The organism is Streptomyces albus subsp. chlorinus (genome assembly GCF_013302895.1).
Classification (GTDB): Bacteria; Actinomycetota; Actinomycetes; order Streptomycetales; family Streptomycetaceae; genus Streptomyces; species Streptomyces chlorinus.
This window is the reverse complement of record NZ_VJOK01000001.1, coordinates 3706269-3727308: the sequence shown is the minus strand read 5'-3', so window position 1 is coordinate 3727308 and position 21040 is coordinate 3706269. Positions and strand designations below refer to the sequence as shown.

Below are 21040 nucleotides of genomic sequence, written 5' to 3'. Positions count from 1 at the left end.
AAGTCCTTCTCTGTGTACGGCGCTTCGGGCCCGGGACCGGCGGGGCGCGGCCCCAGGTCCCAGGGGGCCGACGTCAGATGTCCAGGAAGCGGACGTCCTTGGCGTTGCGCTGGATGAACGAGCGGCGGGCCTCGACGTCCTCGCCCATGAGGATGGAGAACAGGTCGTCGGCGGCGGCGGCGTCGTCCAGCGTCACCTGGCGCAGCACGCGGTGCTCGATGTCCATCGTGGTCACCCGCAGCTCGTCCGCGTTCATCTCGCCCAGACCCTTGAAGCGCTGCACCGAGTCGTCCTTGATGCGCTTGCCCTGCTCGCGGCCGAGCTGGATGAGGCTGTCCCGCTCCGGGTCGGAGTAGGCGTACTGGAACTCGTCCCGGCTCCACTTGATCTTGTAGAGCGGCGGCTGGGACAGGAACACATGTCCGGCCTCGACCAGCGGGCGCATGAAGCGGAAGAGGAGCGTCAGCAGCAGGGTGTTGATGTGCTGGCCGTCGACGTCGGCGTCCGCCATCAGGATGATCTTGTGGTAGCGGAGCTTGGAGATGTCGAAGTCCTCGTGCACCCCCGTGCCGAACGCCGAGATCAGCGCCTGCACCTCGGCGTTCTGCAGGACCTTGTCGATCCTGGCCTTCTCCACGTTCAGGATCTTGCCGCGGATCGGCAGGATGGCCTGGTACTCCGGATCGCGGCCCGACTTGGCCGAACCGCCCGCCGAGTCACCCTCGACGATGAAGATCTCGCACTTGGCCGGATCGTTGGACTGGCAGTCCGAGAGCTTGCCCGGCAGCGACGCCGTCTCCAGCAGCCCCTTGCGGCGGGTCAGGTCCCGCGCCTTGCGGGCCGCCACCCGCGCCGTGGCCGCCTGGATGCCCTTGCGGATGATGTCCGCGGCCTCGTTCGGATTCCGGTCCAGCCAGTCGGTCAGGTGCTCGTGGACGATCTTCTGGACGAAGGTCTTCGCCTCCGTGTTGCCCAGCTTCGTCTTCGTCTGGCCCTCGAACTGGGGCTCGCCCAGCTTGATGGAGATGATCGCGGTCAGACCCTCGCGGATGTCCTCGCCCGTGAGGTTGTCGTCCTTCTCGCGCAGCAGCTTCTTCTCCCGCGCGTACCGGTTGATCAGCCCCGTCAGCGCCGCGCGGAAGCCCTCCTCGTGGGTGCCGCCCTCGTGCGTGTGGATCGTGTTCGCGAAGGAGTAGACCCCTTCGCTGTACTGGTTGTTCCACTGCATCGCGACCTCGACGGAGAGCATCCGCTCCGTGTCCTCGGCCTCGAAGTCGATCACCGTGGGGTGGACCAGCTCGCCCTTGCGGGAGTTGAGGTAGCGGACGAAGTCCGAGATGCCGCCCTCGTAGTGGTAGCGGACCGCGTTCGGCCGGCCCTCCTCGTCGACGTGGCCCTCACGCTCGTCGGTCAGCGTGATGGTCAGGCCCTTGTTGAGGAAGGCCATCTCCTGGAAGCGGCGCGCCAGCGTCTCGAAGGAGTAGTCGGTCGTCTCGAAGATGTCCGGGTCCGCCCAGAACGTGACGGACGTACCGGTCTCCTCCGTCGCCTCGTTCTGCTGCAGCGGGGCCGTGGGCGCCCCCAGCTTGTAGTCCTGCGTCCAGCGGTAGCCGTCGGTCTTCACCTCGACGGCGACCCTGGTGGACAGCGCGTTCACGACCGAGACGCCGACGCCGTGCAGACCGCCGGAGACCGCGTACCCGCCGCCGCCGAACTTGCCGCCCGCGTGCAGCACGGTGAGCACGACCTCGACGGCCGGCTTCCCCTCGGAGGGGATGATGCCCACCGGGATACCGCGCCCGTTGTCGTCCACCCGCACACCGCCGTCGGCCAGCAGCGTCACATGGATCGTGTCCGCGTGCCCGGCCATGGCCTCGTCGACGGAGTTGTCGACCACCTCCTGGACGAGGTGATGAAGACCACGTTCCCCCGTCGACCCGATGTACATGCCGGGCCGCTTGCGGACGGCGTCCAGCCCTTCCAGGACGGTGATCGCGCTCGCGTCGTACGACACCTCGGCGCCGGACGCGGCGGCACCGCCGCCCGCGGGCTCGGGGGTCGCCTCCGCGGGCTGCGGCGGAGTCGTCTTCTCGTTCTCGTTGAGATCGCCGGAATCGGCCACGAAGCGCCCTTTCTGGCACAGCACAGGCCGTCTCCTGGGCAATGCGGAGCGGCTGCGTCGTTCGACATGTTCCGCAACGGTGCGGTAGTCCCCCAGTGTACCGGTGTCAGAGATGGGAGTGGGGGTTTGCCGGTGCCTGAGTTGGCATGTGCCGCCCTGAACTGGCGTCCGTCGACTCCCCATATCTGGACCGGGGGGCCAGGAGCCTCACAGTGGCGCTGAGCGCTTCCGTCCGTCTCCGGCTGTCCCGGTCCGCGCACACACCGCGACGGAACCGGCGAAACCCGCGCTCCTCACCCGTACGTATCGCCCGGACCCCGGCTCCCGGGGGCCCGCAACGGCCCGTATCCGGTCCGCGGCGCCTCCGGACCCCGCACCTTGATCATTTTCACGGTGCCCTGGCCCAGGTCCTCGTTCAGCCGGGCCACCAGCCGCGGCGCCAGCAGCCGCAGCTGCGTCGCCCACGCCGTGGAGTCGCAGCGCACCAGCAGGGTGCGCTCCTCCTCGTCGTACTTCTGCGGCTCGCAGTGCTGCGCCACCTCGGGCCCCACAAGCTGCGGCCAGCGGCCCATCACCCCGCCGACCGCCGCCGGGGTCTCCCACCCGCGCTCCGCGATCAGCCTGCTGACGGCCGCACCCAGCGGCAGCGGATCCCGCCCGTCCCGCCGCGCCCCCGAGCGCAGCCCACCGCCGCGCCGGGCCTGCCTGCGCTGCTGCGCCTCCGCCCCCCGCGCCCGCGCCTGCTCCTTGGCCGCCCGCAACGCGACCCGCGCCAGATCGACCCCGCTGGACCGGGGCCCTTCCGTCTCCGCGCCCTGCGGCCCCTCCGGCGTCTCCCGGCCGGGCGCCGGCTCCGGCTGCCCCGTCACTCCGGGGTCACCTCCCCGTCCGCCACCGAGAACCGCGCCCCCTCCAGCACCTCGGGAACGTCCTCGGGCACGGCCGCCGTCACCAGCACCTGCTCCGCACCGGCCACCAGCTCGGCCAGCCGGGCGCGGCGCCGGGTGTCCAGCTCGGCGAAGACGTCGTCCAGGACCAGCACCGGCTCGTGCCCCTCGCTCTTGAGCAGCTCGTAGGCGGCCAGCCGCAGCGCCAGCGCATACGACCACGACTCCCCGTGGCTCGCGTACCCCTTCGCGGGCAGCTCCCCCAGCCGCAGCAGCACATCGTCCCGGTGCGGGCCGACCAGCGTCACCCCCCGCTCGATCTCCTGCTTGCGGGCCTCACCGAGCGCCGCCAGCAGCCCCGCGTACAGCTCTTCCCGCGAGGCGCCCGGCACCGGCCCCCGGTACTCCAGCGCGAGGGGACCGCCGCCCGGCGCCAGCCGCTCGTACGCCTTGTCCGCCAGCGGCCCCAGCACCGCCAGCAGGTCCAGCCGCTGCGCCAGCAGCTCGGCACCGGCCCGCGCCAGGTGCTGGTCCCACACGTCCAGCGTGGACAGGTCCACGCCCCGCCCGCCGTGCCGCCGCGCCATCGCCGCCGACTTCAGCAGGCTGTTGCGCTGCTTGAGCACCCGCTCGTAGTCCGAGCGCACCCCCGCCATCCGCGGCGCCCGCGCCACCACCAGCTCGTCCGCGAACCGGCGTCGCTCCCCCGGATCGCCCTTGACCAGCGCCAGGTCCTCCGGCGCGAACAGCACCGTGCGCAGGATGCCCAGCACATCGCGGGGACGCACCTGCGAGGACCGGTTGATCCGTGCCCGGTTCGCCCTGCCCGGATTCAGCTCCAGCTCGACCAGCTGCTCCCGCTCGCCCTGCCGCACCTGCGCGCGGACGACGGCCCGCTGGGCGCCCGCCCGCACCAGCGGCGCGTCCGCGGCGACCCGGTGGCTGCCCAGCGTCGCCAGATAGCCGACGGCCTCCACCAGATTCGTCTTCCCCTGGCCATTCGGCCCGAGGAACGCCGTGACGCCCGGCCCGAGCGGCACCTCGGCCCGGGCGTACGACCGGAAATCGGCGAGCGAGAGATGCGTGACGTGCATCGGAGCGCCGTCAGCCCCCCGTGGGCGGCGTGACGTCCGCACCCGGCGCGTCGGCGCCCTTCTCCCCTGCCTTGTCGGCCGCGGTGACCGCGTGGCCGCCGAACTGGTTGCGCAGCGCGGCGATCATCTTCATCTGCGGGGAGTCCTCCTGACGCGAGGAGAACCGGGCGAACAGCGACGCCGTGATGGCGGGCAGCGGCACCGCGTTGTCGATCGCCGCCTCCACCGTCCAGCGGCCCTCTCCCGAGTCCGCCGCGTAACCGCGCAGCGCGTCCAGGTGCTCGTCGCTGTCCAGCGCCTTGACCGCCAGGTCCAGCAGCCAGGAGCGGATGACGGTGCCCTCCTGCCAGGAGCGGAAGACCTCGCGCACGTCGGTCACCGAGTCGGCCGCCTCCAGCAGCTCCCAGCCCTCCGCGAAAGCCTGCATCATCGCGTACTCGATGCCGTTGTGGACCATCTTCGCGAAGTGGCCGGCGCCGACCTTGCCCGCGTGCACGGAACCGAACTCGCCCGCCCGTCGCCCGCCACCGCCCCGAGTGGTCGCGCTTCGCGCGTCGGATTCATTGGGCTTGAGGGCGTCGAAGATCGGCTGCACCTTCGCCACGTCCTCGGCGTCGCCGCCGTACATCAGCGCGTAGCCGTTCTCCAGGCCCCACACACCGCCCGAGACACCGCAGTCCACGAAACCGATGCCCTTGGCCCTCAGCTCCTCGGCGTGCTTCTCGTCGTCCGTCCAGCGCGAGTTGCCGCCGTCCACGACCAGGTCACCGGGGGAGAGCAGCTCGGCCAGCTCGTCGATGGTCGACTGCGTGGCGGCGCCGGCCGGAACCATCACCCACACCACGCGCGGCGCGCTGAGCGAGTCGACCAGTTCCTTGAGGCTGCCCACGTCGGCGACGTCCGGATTCCGGTCGTACCCGATGACCGTGTGGCCCCCGCGGCGGATGCGCTCGCGCATGTTCCCGCCCATCTTCCCGAGACCAACCAGACCGAGCTCCATCACTGCCCCTTAGCTGTGCTTCCTACGGATTCGTACCTGAATACGACCCTACGCCTGGGCCCGCCCTTCCCCGCCCCGGCGGTGGCGGCCGGACGGCGATGTCCGGCGGTGCCCGGCAAGGCTCGCCGCGACACCCCGGCGTGCGGAGTCTCCTAGCCGGAGAGCCGCACCGGCATGATCAGGTACTTGTAGGCCTCATCGGCCTCCGCGTCCTTGGCCGGACGGCCGCTCAGCAGGGCGGGCTTGGTCGAGGTGGTGAACGAGAGCTGCGCCACCGGCGCGTCGATCGCGCTCAGCCCCTCCAGCAGGAACCCGGGGTTGAAGGCGATCGAGATGTCGTCACCCTCCAGATCGGCGTCGACCCTCTCCACAGCCTGTGCGTCGTCGCTGGAGCCGGCCTCCAGGGTGAGCACACCCTGCTCGAAGCTGAGCCGCACCGGGGTGTTCCGCTCGGCCACGAGCGCCACACGCTTGACGGCCTCCACGAACGGGGCCGTCTCGATCACGGCGACGGAGTTGAACTCCGTCGGGAAGAGCGTGCGGTACTTGGGCAGGTCGCCCTCCAGCAGCCGCGTCGTCGTCCGCCGCCCGGCGCCCTCGAAACCGATGAGGCCCTCACCGGAACCGGAACCGGACAGCGCCAGGGTCACATGCTCACCGCCGCTGAGGGATTTCGCGGTGTCCAGCAGCGTCTTGGCGGGCACCAGGGCCACCGCCGAGGCGTCCGGCGTCTCCGGCTTCCACAGGAACTCGCGCACCGCGAAGCGGTAGCGGTCGGTGGAGGCCAGGGTGACCGTGTCGCCCTCGATCTCGATGCGCACACCCGTCAGCACCGGGAGGGTGTCGTCCCGGCCGGCCGCGATGGCGACCTGCTGCGCCGCGGCGGCGAAGACCTCGCCCGGGACGGTGCCGGTGGCCGACGGCATCTGGGGCAGCGCCGGGTACTCCTCCACCGGGAGGGTGTGCAGGGTGAAGCGGGACGAGCCGCACACGACGGTCACCCGCACACCGTCTGTGGAGATCTCGACCGGCCGGTTGGGGAGGGCGCGGCAGATGTCGGCCAGCAGGCGGCCGGACACCAGGACGGTCCCCTCCTCCTCGACCTCGGCGTCGACCGAGACCCGCGCCGAGACCTCGTAGTCGAAGCCGGACAGGCTCAGCGAGCTGTCGTCCGCCTTCAGCAGCAGGCCCGCGAGGACGGGCACCGGCGGGCGGGCGGGGAGGCTCTTGGCCGTCCAGGCCACTGCCTCCGCGAGGACATCGCGTTCAACCCGGATCTTCACCTTCAGCCGCCTCCTGCTGCTGCCGTCACTCGTGCAGTTGCCGGGCACCAGTCTGACGCACCGGACCGACAGCGGACGCGGGTGTGGGTCAAGTCGGTGCGATCCCGCTCCAGGCGCTCGGCGCCGAGTTGTGCACAGCCCCGACTTCGAATCGATTCCCGGGCTCTCTCTGTGTGGTCGTAGTAGTAGGGCTTGTGGAAACGGTGGAAAAGCCCGTTTCCACAGCTCAGAGCCAGGATTTTGTCCACCGTGCCTGTGGGTGGACCGGTGGAGAACAGGCCGTTTCTGTGGACAGCGAAAAGTTCTGCACAGCCCGCCCACAGGAAGAGGCGGGTTCCCCACAGCGGCGCCCACAGTTTTACCCGTCTTTCCCACAGCCCAATCCTCGGCCCCGATGTGACGGCTTTCACTCGGACCGGTGAGGGGGCGCGTTGCGTTGCCGAACAGTGGACAGCTCTGTGGAGAAGTGGCTGATCACTGGGGAAAAACGGCCCTCGCCTGTGGGCAGCCGGTGGACAAGTCACGGCGCTGCTCGCGGCCCGTCTCCCCCTCCACAGCTGTGGACGACGGGCGCCCACAAATACACAGCCCCCTGGCCTCGGCAAACCAGCCTCCCATGGGGGCCGTTGTGGACGCCCTTGGGACAACAGGGATGGTCCCCAGGGTGTGGAAGCGGTGAACCCCCGATTCTTGTGGACCGAACGGCCCAGCGGCCCCGGAATCGAACAGCGAGAGGGAGGAAGAGACGTGCCCCGAAGGGGCGCGGGGAACGGCGCGCCCGGCCCCCAGCGGTCCGCAGCCCGCGAACGGCGGGCATGAGGCCCCTTGTCCAGGGCTGGGTACAGGGGCGCTCCTGCCAGGGCAGAAGAGGCCGGGGCCGAAGAGTCAGAGGCCCAGGAGGAATCGGGGGCCGAGGGGGCAGAGGTTCGGAAGAGTCAGGGACTCGGAAGAGGCAGAGGCTCGGAAGAGGCAGAGGCTCGGAAGAGGCAGAGGCTCGGAAGAGGCAGAGGCTCGGAAGAGGCAGAGGCTCGGAAGAGGCAGAGGCTGCGAAGAATCAGGGGCCGAAGAGGCAGGGAGCCGGGGCAGGGCCGCCGTCGCCCCCCCGAGCAGGCTCAGCCGTTCTTGATGCGGTTGGTCAGCTCCGTGACCTGGTTGTAGATGGAGCGCCGCTCCGCCATCAGCGCGCGGATCTTCCGGTCGGCGTGCATGACCGTCGTGTGGTCGCGGCCGCCGAACTGGCCGCCGATCTTCGGCAGCGACAGATCGGTCAGCTCCCGGCACAGGTACATGGCGATCTGCCGCGCCGTCACCAGGACCCGGCTGCGCGAGGAGCCGCACAGGTCGTCCACCGTCAGCCCGAAGTAGTCTGCGGTGGCCGCCATGATGGCGGAGGCGGTGATCTCCGGCGTCGCGTCCTCACCGCCGGGGATCAGGTCCTTGAGCACGATCTCGGTCAGACCGAGATCGACCGGCTGCCGGTTCAGGCTCGCGAAGGCCGTCACCCGGATCAGCGCGCCCTCCAGCTCCCGGATGTTGCGCGAGATCCGCGAGGCGATGAACTCCAGCACCTCCGGCGGTGCGTTGAGCTGCTCCTGCACCGCCTTCTTGCGCAGGATCGCGATCCGCGTCTCCAGCTCCGGGGGCTGCACATCGGTGATCAGGCCCCACTCGAAGCGGTTGCGCAGCCGGTCCTCCAGCGTTTCCAGCGCCTTGGGCGGCCGGTCGCTGGAGAGCACGATCTGCTTGTTGGCGTTGTGCAGCGTGTTGAAGGTGTGGAAGAACTCCTCCTGCGTCGACTCCTTGTCCGCGAGGAACTGGACGTCGTCGACGAGCAGGATGTCCATGTCGCGGTAGCGCTTGCGGAACGCGTCCGCCTTGCCGTCGCGGATGGAGTTGATGAACTCGTTGGTGAACTCCTCCGAGCTGACGTAGCGCACCCGCGTCCCCGGGTAGAGGCTGCGCGCGTAGTGACCGATCGCGTGCAGCAGGTGCGTCTTGCCGAGCCCGGACTCGCCGTAGATGAACAGCGGGTTGTACGCCTTGGCCGGCGCCTCGGCCACGGCCACGGCCGCGGCGTGCGCGAAGCGGTTCGAGGCGCCGATCACGAAGGTGTCGAACAGGTACTTGGGGTTGAGCCGTGCCGTCGGCTCGCCCGGTCCGGTTGCCGGCGCGGGCTGCGCGGCCAGCGGCCCCGGCGCACCGCTGGGCGCGGGCAGCTGGGACGGGCTGTCGTAGTGCGGGGCGGGCGGCCGTCCCTGGGGCGGCACCTGCGGACGGGGGCGCTGGTGCTGCTGCGGCTGGTGCTGCTGCTCGTAGGACTCGTACGACTGCTGGTCGTAACCAGGCTGCTCGTAACCGGGCTGCTCGTAACCGGGCTGCTCGTACCCCTGCTTCTCGTACCCCTGCTTCTCGTACCCCTGCTTCTCGTACCCCTGCTGGTCGTAGGGCTGCTGGTCGTAGGGGGGCTGCTGGTCGTAGCCGCCCTGCTGCCGGTGGTCGTACGGGCTGTGACGCTGGTGCTGCGGCGGGTACGGGTCGCGCCGCTGCTGCCAGGAGGAGGGGCCGGGCGCGGGCAGCGGGCTCTGTGTGTAGTCCGGGAACGCCGAGCGGGAGCCGGGCACCTCGCGGCCCTCGTACTGCTCGTACTGCTCGAAGCGCTCGGGCTGCTCGTACCGCTCCGGCCGTTCGGGCTGCTCGTAGCGGTCGGGCTGCCCCTGCTGCTGGCCTTGCTGTCCCTGATGGCCCTGCTGTCCCTGCTGTGCCTGCAGATCACGGGGGCCGTGCTGCGGCCCGTGCTGGCTGCCGGGCTGGGGTCCGCCGTGGTCGCCCCGCTGCTCGTAGCCGTCGTACGCCTCGCGCGGCTGGTACGTGTCGTACGCCGCGTCGTAGCCGCCCTCGCGCTGCGCCGGCTGGTGCTGCTGCTCGGGCGCGGGGGTGGGCGACGGAATGGCGGGTGCGGTTGGTGCCGACGGTGCGGCGGGGGCCGGGGGCTCGGGCGCCGGGCCCGTCACCGTGATCGCCAGCCGGATCGGCTGCTGGCACTCCCGGCTGAGAGTCTCGGTGATCACCGGGGCGAGCCGGCCCTCCAGGACGCCCTTCGCGTACTCGTTCGGCACGCCGAGCAGGGCCGTGCCGGAGACGAGGACGAGGGGCTGGCAGTCCCGCAGCCACCGCTGGTCCTTCGCCTCGACCCCTTGCCCCTCGCGCAGGAGCTGGTCCAGCACCCGTGGCCACACTGCGGCAAGATCGGCAGGTAGGTCAGCCACGGGGCACGCTCTCTCACTCGCTGGGTGACGGGTCACTCGCTGGGTGACGGTCGTCCGGTGCCCGACCGCCGGATGGTCGATCGGGTCCCACGCATGCATGGTTCTCGGGACGGTCGGGAAGGAAAGGAAGTTCGGCCACGGTAGTCACGCGAGCCTGTCGCGTTCAAGTCGTTGTCCACAGGCTGTGTACGAGTGTGGCGGGAGCGTACGGCCGGGTGGGGCTCGTCCGGCCGCTTCCGGGCCCCACCGGCTGCCGGGCGGCGCCGTGGAGCCGCCTCTGGCGCTGGTTTGACCGGATGGCGTAGGCGCGCGTACCGTAACCAGGTCGAGTGTCGACGGCTGCTGCCGCCTGCCTCCGAAGGGCAAGATCAGCGGGTGTGTCCCAGTTGATCCTGAAGCGGTGCACACTCGGGCGTTGCGAGCTACTCGTGGGCGCACGGTGACAGCCGGTCGACTCCCCACACCCTGTCCTGCGGTGCCCCGCCGGACACGAAGCATCCCTGGAGCCCCCGAGTGAGCAAGCGCACCTTCCAGCCGAACAACCGCCGCCGCGCGAAGACCCACGGCTTCCGGCTGCGCATGCGGACCCGTGCCGGCCGCGCGATCATCGCGAACCGCCGCAGCAAGGGTCGCGCCCGCCTGTCGGCCTGAGCAGCCTGACCACAGGTCCATGACGTGCTGCCTTCCGAGAACCGGCTGAGGCGGCGCGAGGACTTCGCGACCGCGGTACGCCGAGGACGCAGGGCGGGCCGCCCGCTTCTCGTCGTCCACCTACGCAGTCGAACGGACCCGCACGCGTCGGGGGGAGAGGTTCCCCCGACGCGTGCGGGTTTCGTCGTGAGCAAGGCCGTGGGCAACGCCGTGGTCCGGAACCGTGTGAAGCGGCGCCTGCGGCATCTGATGCGCGACCGCCTGTGCCGGCTGCCCGCAGGTAGCCTGGTTGTCGTACGGGCGCTGCCCGGCGCGGGAGAGGCGGACCACGACAAGCTGGTCCGCGAGCTGGACGCCGCGCTGGGGAAGCTGCTCAAAGGGTCCCCTCGATCTGCCGCCCAGGGGGCCAGCCCCCTTGATCCCGGCAGTGCACCGGGAGGGAGAGCCCCGTGAAGTACCCGCTGCTGTGGTTGATCAAGCTGTACCAGTGGACGATCAGTCCGATGCTCGGCCCGGTGTGCCGGTACTACCCGTCATGCTCCCATTACGGCTACACGGCCATTCACCGTCATGGCGCTGTGAAGGGGACGGCACTGACGGCCTGGCGCATTCTGCGCTGCAATCCGTGGTCGCCCGGTGGCGTCGACCATGTCCCCGCCCGGAAGCACCCGGTATGGCACCAGCGGATCCGCTCCCGCTGGCAGCAGCACCGGACCCAGTCCAACGCCCAAGGAGCCTGATCAAGTGGACACGATCCTGAGTCCTCTCTATACCGCTGTCTCCTGGATCATTGTCCAGTTCCATTCGCTGTTCAGCCTGGTCTTCGACGAGGACAGCGGTTGGGCCTGGGGTCTGTCCATCTTCTGCCTGGTGGTGCTGATCCGGATCTGCCTGATCCCGCTCTTCGTGAAGCAGATCAAGTCGACCCGGAACATGCAGGCGCTCCAGCCGAAGATGAAGGCGATCCAGGAGCGCTACAAGAGCGACAAGCAGCGCCAGAGCGAAGAGATGATGAAGCTCTACAAGGAGACGGGTACCAACCCGCTCTCCAGCTGCCTGCCGATCCTGGCGCAGTCGCCGTTCTTCATCGCGCTCTTCCGCGTCCTCAGCCACATCGCCAGCAACAAGCCGGTGGGTGTGCTCACCGCCGACCAGGTCGACAGCGCCCGGAACGCCAAGATCTTCGGTGCGCCGATCGCGGCGAAGTTCATGGACAGCGCCGGCAAGGCCCACGAGCTGGCCGCCTCGCTGACCGATGTCCGCATCGTCACGGTCATCATGATCGTTCTGATGTCGGCGTCGCAGTTCTACACCCAGCGCCAGCTGATGACCAAGAACGTCGACCTGACGGTGAAGACGCCGTTCATGCAGCAGCAGAAGATGCTGATGTACGTCTTCCCCCTCATGTTCGCCGTCTTCGGCATCAACTTCCCCGTCGGCGTCCTCGTCTACTGGCTGACCACCAACGTGTGGACGATGGGCCAGCAGATGTACGTCATCAAGCGGAACCCGACCCCCGGCTCCCGGGCCTTCCAGGAGCGCCAGGAGAAGCTGCGCGCCAAGGGCAAGCTGAAGGAGGACCCGAAGGAGGTCGAGGCGCGGGAGGCCGTCGAGGCGGCCCGGGCCCGGCGTCAGCAGCCCAAGCGGCAGCCGAAGGCCAAGCGCCAGAGCGGCGGCCCGGTGGCCCCGGGCGCCAAGAAGACCGGTTCCGCCCCCGCCGCCACGTCCCTCCAGAAGGACGGTCCGAAGGACGCGCAGAAGCAGAACGGGGCCTCCGGTGAGAGCGGGGAGCCGGGCCGTTCCGGCCAGGCCGGTCAGAAGGGCGGCCAGAAGAGCGGTCAGAAGAGCGGCCAGAGCAAATCCGGGCAGGCCAAGTCGGGCCAGAAGAAGGCCGGGCAGCAGCGCAAGGGGCCGCAGCGTCCCAAGCACCCCTCCAAGAAGTGAGCACCGAAGGAGTCCCCGCCGTGACGGACACGACTGCCCCCGAGGGCACCGAAGCCGACACCGACACCGACAGCCTGACCCGCCTCGAACAGGAGGGGGAGATCGCGGCCGACTACCTCGAGGGACTGCTCGATATCGCCGACCTGGACGGCGACATCGACATGGACGTCGAGGCCGACCGTGCCGTGGTGTCCATCATCAGCGAGGGCACCTCCCGTGACCTGCAGAAGCTGGTCGGCAGGGACGGCGAGGTACTGGAGGCCCTCCAGGAGCTGACCCGGCTGGCGGTGCACCGCGAGACCGGTGACCGCAGCAGGCTCATGCTGGACATCGCCGGGTTCCGGGCGCGCAAGCGCGAGGAGCTGGCGGAGCTGGGCGCCAAGGCGGCCCAGGAGGCGAAGGGCTCCGGCGAACCGGTGAAGCTGCGCCCGATGACGCCCTTCGAGCGCAAGGTCGTGCACGACGCGGTGAAGGCCGCCGGGCTGCGCAGCGAGTCCGAGGGCGAGGAGCCGCAGCGCTGCGTGGTCGTCCTCCCGTGACCCGCGAGGTGGGGGAGCCCCGGGAGCCGGCGGCGGAGCTGCCACCCGCTCCCGAAGCGGCGCACAAGGCGTTCGGGGACAGTCTTCCCGCGGTGGAACGGTACGCCGAGCTGCTGGCGGATGCCGGGGTACGGCGCGGGCTGCTCGGTCCGCGCGAGGTGCCCCGGTTGTGGGAGCGGCATCTGCTGAACTGCGTGGTGCTGTCCGAGGTGGTTCCCGAGGGCGTCTCCGTGTGCGATGTGGGCTCGGGCGCCGGGCTGCCGGGCATTCCGCTGGCGCTGGTGCGGCCGGACCTGGAGATCACGCTGCTGGAGCCGCTGCTGCGCCGGACGACCTTCCTCCAGGAGGTCGTCGAGCTGCTGGGGCTGGACCATGTGACGGTGCGGCGGGGCAGGGCCGAGGAGATGCTCGGCTCGCTGCCGCCGGTGCACGTGGTGACCGCCCGCGCGGTGGCGCCCCTGGACCGGCTGGCCGGCTGGGGCGTTCCGCTGCTGCGGCCGTACGGCGAGATGGTGGCGCTCAAGGGCGACACCGCCGAGGACGAGGTCCGCGCCGCACGGGACGCACTGCACAAGCTGGGCGTCGTCGAGACCACCGTCGAGCAGATCGGCCGGGACGTGGTGGATCCGCCCTCGACGATCGTGCGGGCCCGGGTCGGGGAGAGCCCCGGCGGTGTGCGGTTCGCGGCGCGGCGGGCCAAGGCCGAGAAGGCGGCCCGGGCGGGCGGTCGCTCGGCGCGGAGCGGCCGTCGGAGGCGCTGACGCCGCTTGGACGGCAGGCTGAGCCGCCTGAGCGGAAGGCTGAGGCGGCTGAAGGAAAGGCTGAGTCGCCTGAGCGGAAGGGCGTCGCGAACCGGGACGGACAGCGTTCCGGAACCGGGCGGACGTACGGGCGGGTACCCGAGGGCGGGTGCCCGCCCGGCGGGTTTCCGGCAGAGGGCGGGGAGGCCGAGGGCGGTTGAAACGCTGATTCGGTTACTCCATAAAAACGCTTGAGGCACCCTGGCGCGGAGTGTCGCGGCGGTCCCCGTCGGGGGCGTGTGCATCGTGTTTCACGTGAAACGCCGCTCTCTGTTGCACGGAATCATCAATCGAGGCCGCGCTGCCGCTGGTGCGCGTGGCCGGACCGCCCCTGAGCCCCGCTCGGCCGTGGATTCCTCCACAACTGAGCGGGGTTCGCTGGTTCGCGACACCGAAAGCATGGGAGGCTCTGTTCATAGCGAGCCTGATGGTGAGGAGAGTGAACCGTTGCGGTCCGACGCCAACATCGCGGGACCGATGGCCGACCCGGTCCCCGGTCCCCGGACAGAACCAGGGGATACCAGCGCGGGTGGGGTCGCTCCCCGCGGTGACGTGGCACGTGAGACGCCACCGCCCATGGATGACACACCGATCGGCCGGGCCGCCCAGCAGGCGGTCGAGGCGATGAACCGTGCCGGGGAGGGCCTGCCCAGGCCCGCCCGGACCCGGGTCATGGTTGTCGCCAACCAGAAGGGCGGAGTCGGCAAGACCACGACGACCGTGAACCTCGCCGCGTCGCTGGCCCTGCACGGGGCCCGCGTCCTGGTCGTCGACCTCGACCCGCAGGGCAACGCGTCGACGGCGCTGGGTGTGGACCACCACGCCGAAGTCCCGTCGATCTACGACGTCCTGGTGGAGAGCAAGCCGCTCTCGGAGGTCGTCCAGCCGGTGCGGGACGTGGAGGGGCTCTTCTGCGCGCCTGCGACCATCGATCTCGCCGGTGCGGAGATCGAACTCGTGTCGCTGGTCGCGCGGGAGAGCCGCCTTCAGCGCGCTCTGGAAGCCTACGACCAGCCGCTGGACTACATCCTCATCGACTGCCCGCCCTCCCTCGGCCTGTTGACGGTCAACGCCCTGGTGGCCGGCGCGGAGGTGCTGATCCCCATTCAGTGCGAGTACTACGCGCTGGAGGGGCTGGGTCAACTGCTGCGCAATGTCGAGCTGGTGAAGGGGCATCTCAATCCCCGGCTGCATGTCTCGACCATCATCCTGACCATGTACGACGGCCGCACCAGGCTGGCGTCGCAGGTGGCCGAGGAGGTGCGCGGCCACTTCGGCAAGGAGGTGCTGCGGACCAACATCCCGCGGTCGGTGCGTATCTCGGAGGCCCCCAGCTACGGCCAGACGGTGCTGACTTACGATCCTGGTTCCAGCGGTTCGCTCTCCTACCTGGAGGCGGCGCGGGAAATCGCCCTGCGGGACCCGCACGTCCAGCAGGCGCAGCAAGCACAGCAAGCACAGCAAGCACAGCAGATTCAGCAAGCGCAGCAGGCACAAGAGGTCCAGCAGGCGCAGCAAGTTCAGCAGGCACAGCAGGTGCACCAAGCACAGCAGCACAGTGGCATGGCGGAGGGGACTCAGTGAGCGAGCGACGTAGGGGCCTGGGGCGGGGGCTCGGTGCGCTGATTCCGGCGGCTCCGGCCGGTTCGGAGGCCGCTGAGTCCACGGAGAACGGGGCCGAGCGTCGGCAGCCGAGCGTCACCGGGGGCTCGGCCTCTCCCACCGCGGTTCCCCTGCTCTCCCCGGACCAGGGGGCACGCGGCGTGGCGGCTGCCAAGGTCGCCGGACTCACGCAGCGGGCGGATGAGGCCCCGGTTTCACGTGAAACCGAGGAGCCCTCGGAGCCGGAGGCCGCTCCGGAGCAGGAGGGGGCCGCCGGTGAGGTGGCGGGCGCCTTCTTCGCCGAGGTGCCGCTGGACGCGATCACTCCGAACCCGCGTCAGCCCCGTGAGGTCTTCGACGAGGACGCCCTCGCCGAACTGGTCACCTCCATCAAGGAAGTCGGCCTCCTCCAGCCGGTGGTCGTCCGTGAGCTCAAGGCCGGCAGCTTCGAGCTGATCATGGGTGAGCGCCGCTGGCGGGCCTGCCGTGAGGCGGGGCTGGAGCGGATCCCGGCCATCGTCCGGGCCACCGAGGACGAGAAGCTGCTGCTGGACGCCCTTCTGGAGAACCTCCACCGGGCCCAGCTCAACCCGCTGGAAGAGGCGGCCGCCTACGACCAGCTCCTCAAGGACTTCAACTGCACCCATGACGAGCTGGCGGATCGCATCGGCCGGTCCCGTCCGCAGGTGACCAACACGCTGCGGCTGCTGCGGCTCTCCCCCGCCGTCCAGCGGAGGGTCGCGGCCGGAGTGCTCTCCGCCGGGCACGCACGGGCGCTGCTGTCGGTGGAGGACGGCGAGGAGCAGGACAAGCTCGCCCACCGCATCGTGGCCGAGGGGCTGTCGGTACGGGCGGTCGAGGAGATCGTCACGCTGATGAACGGCAAGCCCCAGGGCCGCACCAAGCCCAAGGGCCCCCGGGCCGGCGCGCGGGTCTCCCCGGCGCTCAACCATCTGGCGGGGCGGCTCTCGGACCGCTTCGAGACCCGGGTGAAGGTCGACCTGGGGCAGAAGAAGGGCAAGATCGTCGTCGAGTTCGCCTCCATGGAGGACCTGGAGCGGATCCTGGGGCAGTTCGCTCCGGGGGAGGGCCGAGTGCTCCAGCAGAAGCTCGCGGAGGGTGACGCCGGCGACGGGACCGACGACGGGACCGAGGACGCCGACTAGGCGGCAGCACCCCTCACAACAGAAGAATCACACCGACGAGCTGTCGCCCCATGGTTACGATGTCTGCCATGGGGCGACAGCTCGTTCCGCTCACGCTGGACAATCTCGCGGACCTGCCGGAGCGCTGCCGTGCCTGCGCCTTCTGGGAGTTGGGCCCGGTCAGCGACGAGGAGGCGGCCGGAACCGGGCGGCCGGACCTGGAGAAGGAGTCCTGGATCTCGGCCGTCCTGCTGGAGTGGGGCTCCTGCGGACGAGTCGTCTATGTGGACGACGTGCCGGTCGGCTATGTGCTCTACGCGCCGCCCGCGTATGTGCCGCGCTCCTTCGCCTTCCCCACCAGCCCCGTCTCCCCCGACGCCGTGCAGCTGATGACGGCGTATCTGCTGCCCGAGTACCAGGGCCAGGGGATCGGGCGGGTGATCGTGCAGACGGTGGCGAAGGATCTGCTGCAGCGGGGGTTCAAGGCGGTGGAGGCTTTCGGCGACAGCCAGTGGGGCGGGCCCGCCTGTCTGCTGCCCGCCGACCATCTGCTGGCCGTCGGCTTCAAGACCGTCCGCCCCCACCCCCGCTACCCCCGGTTGCGGCTGGAGCTGCGCTCCACCGTCTCCTGGCGGCAGGACATGGAACGCGCGCTGGACCAGCTGCTGGGCAAGGTGCACAGCAAGGAGCCGGCGCTCCGCCCGCTGTGACGGGCCTGACGAAGGGGCCGTGGGAGGACGGAGCGGTCGGACGAAGAAGTGGCGTGACGGAGGGGCAGCTTGGTGCGGGAGCGGTCTGAGTGAGGGAGCGGCATGACGAAGGGGCGCGGTTTCACGTGAAACCGCGCCCCTTCGGTGCCCTGCGGGCGGGGGGTCGAGAGGGGGGCTCAGCCGAGGAACTCGGCGAGGTCCCGCTCGATGGCGGCCTTCGGCTTGGCGCCGACGATGGTCTTGATGACCTCACCGCCCTGGTAGACGTTCATGGTCGGGATCGACATGATGCCGTACTTGGCGGCGACGCCCGGGTTCTCGTCGATGTTGAGCTTCACGACGGTCAGCTTGTCGGCGTGCTCGGCGGCGATGGCCTCCAGCGAGGGGGCGATCTGACGGCACGGGCCGCACCAGGCCGCCCAGAAGTCGACCAGCACGGGCTTGTCGCTCTTGAGGACGACGTCATCGAAGTCGGCGTCGGTCGCGGTCACGGTGGCACCGGCCATGGTGCTTCTCCTCATTCTGTGTTGACTGCGGGGTCGGGTCGGGTGGGAACTGGCGGAAGGGGAGTGCGGGGGCGGTCTCTCAGGCGGCGGCCGCGGTCTTCTCCGGCTCGGGGGTCTCCTCGGTGTCCACATCGGTGAGCGCCGCGAGGAAACGCTCGGCGTCCAGCGCCGCGGAGCAGCCGGTGCCCGCCGCGGTGATGGCCTGCCGGTAGGTGTGGTCCACGACATCGCCCGCTGCGAAGACGCCGGGGATGTTGGTGCGGGTCGAGGGCGCGTCCACCTTGAGGTAGCCGTCCGCGTCCAGGTCCAGCACCCCCTTGAACAGCTCCACGCGCGGGTCGTGGCCGATGGCGACGAACAGCCCGGTCACGTCCAGCTCGCGGGTCTCACCGGTCTCGGTGTCGCGCAGCGTCAGGCCGGACAGCTTGCCGTCCTTGCTGTGGATCTCCGAGACCTCGCTGTTCCAGGCGAAGGAGATCTTCGGGTCGGCGAAGGCCCGCTCCTGCATCGCCTTCGAGGCCCGGAGCGTGTCCCGGCGGTGGACCACGGTGACCGAGGCCGCGAAGCGGGAGAGGAAGGTGGCCTCCTCCATGGCGGTGTCCCCACCGCCGACCACGGCGATGTGCTGCTCGCGGAAGAAGAAGCCGTCACAGGTGGCGCAGTAGGAGACGCCCCGGCCGGACAGCTCCTCCTCCTGCGGCAGGCCCAGCGTGCGGTGCTGGGAACCGGTCGCGACGATCACCGTGCGGGCGCGGTGGACGGTGCCGGCCGAGTCCGTCACGGTCTTCACCTTGCCGGACAGGTCCACGGCCGTGACGTCGTCCGCGACCAGCTCCGCACCGAAGCGCTCGGCCTGGGCCCGCATGTTCTCCATGAGCTCCGGGCCCATGATGCCTTCCTGGAAGCCGGGGAAGTTCTCGACCTCGGTGGTGTTCATCAGCGCGCCGCCCGCTGTCACGGAACCCTCGAACACCAGCGGCTTCAGGGATGCGCGGGCGGTGTAGAGCGCTGCCGTGTATCCGGCCGGGCCCGAGCCGATGATGATGACGTTACGGACGTCGCTCACGGGAGTCTTCCTTGTCTGCCGACTGCTATCCGGGATCTTCTGCCGAGGCTTGCACCCCGTCCAACGGATCCTACGGGCCGGACATTCCCGCGTCGGCGACCGCCTGTCACCCGCGTGGGTAGGTGCGCTTGAACAGCACCTTTCCCGGTCCGGCGGGGTCCGCGCTCACACAGGAGGGGTCCACCAGATAGGCATCCACCCACCGTGGGTCACCGCCCTGGTGGGGGAGGACGACCAGATAACCGGTCCGGTTCGCGAAGGTGGCATCGGGGTCCACGGCCAGCGGGGTCTCCGAGCGGCCGATGCCGTCCCGTACGCACGAGGGGATCGTCTCTCCCCCGCCGATCGCGTCGTCGCGCAGCGTGTTCCCGTCGGTGCCGGGGCTCCGCTTCGTCCCCACGGTGGGGGACTCGCTCGGTTTCGCGGGCGGAGTGGTGCTGGCGGAGGCGGACGGCTTCTTCGTCTCGTCGGAGAGGAGCCGCTGGACGCGCTTGCGGAGCTGCTGGTCCCCTTTATCGTCGCCCGTGTCGGTATCCGGGGTGGTGGAGCCGGTGGCGCTGGGGGCCTCGCCGGGCGGCTGCGTACGGGGCGCCGATTCGACGGCGTCCGAACTCACCTGGGCAGGTGCGGGGCTGGACAGCGTCTGCTGGAGGACGATGCCGCCCAGAGCGAGCGCTGCCAGGGAGGCCGCTGCCGCGAGCAGCGTCCTGCGGCGTCGCCGGGCCCGGCGGTCGCCGGTCCCGTCCCGTCCGGGACCGGTGCCCCCCGCACTCCGGCCCGGCCCGGAGGTGCCGGACGTCCCGGACGGATGTCCGGAGGGGCGGTCGGAGGTGGGGGTGGAGAGGTGAAGGGCGCCGGGGCGGCGTCGGGTGGGCTGGGGGCCGGTGTGGGCGCGGCGTGTTTCACGTGAAACGGCGCCCGGGGAGGAGACCTCATTCCGGGGCGCGGTCTCGTCGGGGGCCGCACTCCCGCCCCGGACCGACGCCGAGGCCGGGGCGAGGCCAGAGGACGGGTCCGGATCCGAAGACGGGGCTTGATCCGAGCGCAGAGCCGGTGTCGAATCGAGGGTCGGTTCCGAATCCGTGGTCGGTTCCGGAGCCGGGTCCGGCCTCGGAACCGGGTTCGGGTCCGCTGCTGCGGGCGAGGGGAGGGGCTGGAGCGCTGTTTCACGTGAAACAGCGTCGTTCGTCTCCGCCGCGGTGTCGGTCCCGTTGCCGGCCCCGGTGTCGGTGGCCGTGCCGAGCAGCGCTTCGGCGGCCAGGGCCGCGTCGATACGGTCGGCCACGTCCTCCGGCATCCGGACCGGGCCGGGGAGCGCGCCCAGCGTCGCCCGGATCTCCTCCAGCGAAGCACGTACGTCGCCGCAGAGCGCGCACTCCGCGAGGTGAGCGCGGACGTCGGGCTCGCGCTCGGCGGGCAGGACGCCCTCGTCGAGGGCGGAGATGTCGGCGACGTCCGGGTGCTCGTCGAACGGGAGAGGAGTGGATGTCATGCCTGTCCCCCTCCTTTCACGGTCCCCGAGCCGGTGATGTCCTGTGCGGTGCGTCGTGGAGGCCGCCGCGGCGCGTCTCTCGGTGCTGGGACGGACGCTCCCGTGGGCGGGTTCCCTCCCCCTCCCCGGTCGCTCCCGCCGTCGCCGGCGTTCGGGCGCAGATGCGAGACGAGGGGAAGGAGGCGGGCGCGGCCCCGGGCACAGCGGCTCTTGACGGTGCCGACGGCCACATCGAGCACCTCGGCCGCCTCCGCGACGGGGTAGCCCTGCATGTCCACCAGCACCAGCGCGGCACGCTGCTCGGCGGGAAGTTCGGAGAGGGCCGCCACCACCTGCTGCCGCACGTCCTGGCGCTCCACCGGTCCCGCCGCCGACTCGTGCGGCTCCAGCGCCTGCTCCAGACGCTCGGTGTCGTCGGTCAGGGCTGCCCGGCGGGAGGCGGCCTTGCGGGCGCGGTCCAGACAGGCGTTGACGGTGATGCGGTGCAGCCAGGTCGTCACGGCGGACTTGCCCCGGAACGTGTGTGCCGCGCGGTAGGCGGAGATGAGGGCGTCCTGCACGGCGTCGGCTGCCTCCTCACGGTCGCCCAGCGTACGCAGTGCGACGGCCCACAGACGGTCCCGGTGGCGGCGGACCAGCTCGCCGAAGGCGTCGGGGTCGCCCGCCACATGGCGGGCGAGAAGCTCCTTGTCCTCTTCCTTGGAGAGTCTCTTCTCCTCGGAGCGTCGTTCCTCGGCCGCCTCCGAGCGCGATTCGGCCTCGGAGCGCTCTTCGGTCACGGAGTGCTCTTCGGTCACGGAGCGCTCTCCGGCCTCGGAGCGCGATTCCGCCTCGGAGCGTTCCTCGGTCTCCGTGTGCTTCTCGGTCTCCGCGTGCTTCTCGGCCGGTCCGGGCCGTTCCCGGTCGTCCTTGCCCCGGTGCGGCGGACGGCGC

At 70.6% G+C, this 21040-nt stretch carries 18 protein-coding genes and 1 pseudogene; 9 read left to right on the top strand and 10 right to left on the bottom strand.

What is annotated here, in order from left to right; all coding sequences use genetic code 11:
• Positions 1-73: 73 nt before the first annotated feature.
• From gyrB to dnaA, 6 genes are all read right to left on the bottom strand, one after another.
• Positions 74-2146, bottom strand: a complete 2073-nt coding sequence (gene gyrB / locus FM076_RS16560; RefSeq protein WP_173871551.1) for a DNA topoisomerase (ATP-hydrolyzing) subunit B — start codon at positions 2144-2146, stop codon at positions 74-76.
• A 269-nt stretch (positions 2147-2415) separates the two neighbouring features.
• Positions 2416-2991 (bottom strand): DUF721 domain-containing protein, encoded by a 576-nt coding sequence (locus tag FM076_RS16555; RefSeq protein WP_345945052.1) that lies wholly within the window; start codon positions 2989-2991, stop codon positions 2416-2418.
• Positions 2988-4103 (bottom strand): DNA replication/repair protein RecF, encoded by a 1116-nt coding sequence (gene recF / locus FM076_RS16550; protein ID WP_173871549.1) that lies wholly within the window; start codon positions 4101-4103, stop codon positions 2988-2990. Before recF ends, FM076_RS16555 begins: the two co-directional genes overlap by 4 nt.
• Before the next feature lie 10 nt (positions 4104-4113).
• Positions 4114-5103 (bottom strand): phosphogluconate dehydrogenase (NAD(+)-dependent, decarboxylating), encoded by a 990-nt coding sequence (gene gnd, locus FM076_RS16545; RefSeq protein WP_173871547.1) that lies wholly within the window; start codon positions 5101-5103, stop codon positions 4114-4116.
• A 152-nt stretch (positions 5104-5255) separates the two neighbouring features.
• The gene (gene dnaN, locus FM076_RS16540; protein ID WP_173871545.1) at positions 5256-6386 is read right to left on the bottom strand and encodes a DNA polymerase III subunit beta; all 1131 of its coding nucleotides are present in this window, start codon (positions 6384-6386) and stop codon (positions 5256-5258) included.
• A 1112-nt stretch (positions 6387-7498) separates the two neighbouring features.
• Positions 7499-9652, bottom strand: coding sequence for a chromosomal replication initiator protein DnaA (gene dnaA, locus FM076_RS16535; protein WP_173871543.1), 2154 nt, complete (start codon positions 9650-9652; stop codon positions 7499-7501).
• A 513-nt stretch (positions 9653-10165) separates the two neighbouring features.
• Here dnaA and rpmH point away from each other — a divergent pair.
• The 9 genes and pseudogenes from rpmH (at position 10166) to FM076_RS16490 (ending at position 17043) form a co-directional block, all read left to right on the top strand.
• Positions 10166-10303 carry a 50S ribosomal protein L34 gene (rpmH, locus tag FM076_RS16530; protein WP_016472057.1) on the top strand — a complete coding sequence of 46 codons (138 nt, stop codon included), beginning with the start codon at positions 10166-10168 and terminating at the stop codon, positions 10301-10303.
• Between the two features lie 24 nt (positions 10304-10327).
• Positions 10328-10693 (top strand): annotated as a pseudogene (rnpA, locus tag FM076_RS16525) (ribonuclease P protein component); the annotation flags it as partial.
• A gap of 59 nt (positions 10694-10752) precedes the next feature.
• Positions 10753-11043, top strand: a complete 291-nt coding sequence (yidD, locus tag FM076_RS16520; RefSeq protein ID WP_114016797.1) for a membrane protein insertion efficiency factor YidD — start codon at positions 10753-10755, stop codon at positions 11041-11043.
• Positions 11044-11047: 4 nt separating this feature from the next.
• Positions 11048-12247 carry a membrane protein insertase YidC gene (gene yidC, locus FM076_RS16515; protein ID WP_173871539.1) on the top strand — a complete coding sequence of 400 codons (1200 nt, stop codon included), beginning with the start codon at positions 11048-11050 and terminating at the stop codon, positions 12245-12247.
• Between the two features lie 20 nt (positions 12248-12267).
• Positions 12268-12786 carry a R3H domain-containing nucleic acid-binding protein gene (locus FM076_RS16510; RefSeq protein ID WP_173871538.1) on the top strand — a complete coding sequence of 173 codons (519 nt, stop codon included), beginning with the start codon at positions 12268-12270 and terminating at the stop codon, positions 12784-12786.
• Positions 12783-13547, top strand: a complete 765-nt coding sequence (rsmG, locus tag FM076_RS16505; protein WP_173871536.1) for a 16S rRNA (guanine(527)-N(7))-methyltransferase RsmG — start codon at positions 12783-12785, stop codon at positions 13545-13547. The genes FM076_RS16510 and rsmG overlap by 4 nt, the downstream gene beginning before the upstream one ends.
• Positions 13548-13985: 438 nt before the next feature.
• Entirely contained in the window at positions 13986-15170 is a 1185-nt protein-coding gene (locus FM076_RS16500) for a ParA family protein (protein ID WP_243274537.1), read from the top strand.
• Complete coding sequence (locus tag FM076_RS16495; RefSeq protein ID WP_173871533.1) at positions 15167-16354, top strand: ParB/RepB/Spo0J family partition protein; 1188 nt, start codon at positions 15167-15169, stop codon at positions 16352-16354. Before FM076_RS16500 ends, FM076_RS16495 begins: the two co-directional genes overlap by 4 nt.
• A 68-nt stretch (positions 16355-16422) precedes the next feature.
• Positions 16423-17043, top strand: a complete 621-nt coding sequence (locus tag FM076_RS16490) for a GNAT family N-acetyltransferase (RefSeq protein WP_173871531.1) — start codon at positions 16423-16425, stop codon at positions 17041-17043.
• A 176-nt stretch (positions 17044-17219) separates the two neighbouring features.
• Here the strand turns inward: FM076_RS16490 and trxA are convergent, their stop codons facing one another.
• The 4 genes from trxA to sigM all read right to left on the bottom strand — a co-directional run bounded on the left by trxA (position 17220) and on the right by sigM (position 20886).
• Positions 17220-17549: a thioredoxin gene (gene trxA, locus FM076_RS16485; protein WP_173871529.1), complete on the bottom strand. Its 330-nt coding sequence runs from the start codon at positions 17547-17549 to the stop codon at positions 17220-17222.
• A gap of 79 nt (positions 17550-17628) precedes the next feature.
• Positions 17629-18615 (bottom strand): thioredoxin-disulfide reductase, encoded by a 987-nt coding sequence (trxB, locus tag FM076_RS16480; protein WP_173871527.1) that lies wholly within the window; start codon positions 18613-18615, stop codon positions 17629-17631.
• 106 nt (positions 18616-18721) lie between these two features.
• Positions 18722-20107: a hypothetical protein gene (locus tag FM076_RS16475; protein WP_173871525.1), complete on the bottom strand. Its 1386-nt coding sequence runs from the start codon at positions 20105-20107 to the stop codon at positions 18722-18724.
• Positions 20104-20886, bottom strand: a complete 783-nt coding sequence (sigM, locus tag FM076_RS16470; RefSeq protein WP_173874799.1) for an RNA polymerase sigma factor SigM — start codon at positions 20884-20886, stop codon at positions 20104-20106. The genes FM076_RS16475 and sigM overlap by 4 nt, the downstream gene beginning before the upstream one ends.
• Positions 20887-21040: the final 154 nt, after the last annotated feature.

What these genes read in the sequence shown, in the direction of transcription:
- recF (WP_173871549.1), bottom strand. Translation starts at nt 4,103, where the DNA reads ATGCACGTCACGCATCTCTCGCTCGCCGATTTCCGGTCGTACGCCCGG.
- gnd (WP_173871547.1), bottom strand. Translation starts at nt 5,103, where the DNA reads ATGGAGCTCGGTCTGGTTGGTCTCGGGAAGATGGGCGGGAACATGCGC.
- FM076_RS16500 (WP_243274537.1), top strand. Translation starts at nt 13,986, where the DNA reads ATGGGAGGCTCTGTTCATAGCGAGCCTGATGGTGAGGAGAGTGAACCG.
- FM076_RS16490 (WP_173871531.1), top strand. Translation starts at nt 16,423, where the DNA reads ATGGGGCGACAGCTCGTTCCGCTCACGCTGGACAATCTCGCGGACCTG.
- trxA (WP_173871529.1), bottom strand. Translation starts at nt 17,549, where the DNA reads ATGGCCGGTGCCACCGTGACCGCGACCGACGCCGACTTCGATGACGTC.
- FM076_RS16475 (WP_173871525.1), bottom strand. Translation starts at nt 20,107, where the DNA reads ATGACATCCACTCCTCTCCCGTTCGACGAGCACCCGGACGTCGCCGAC.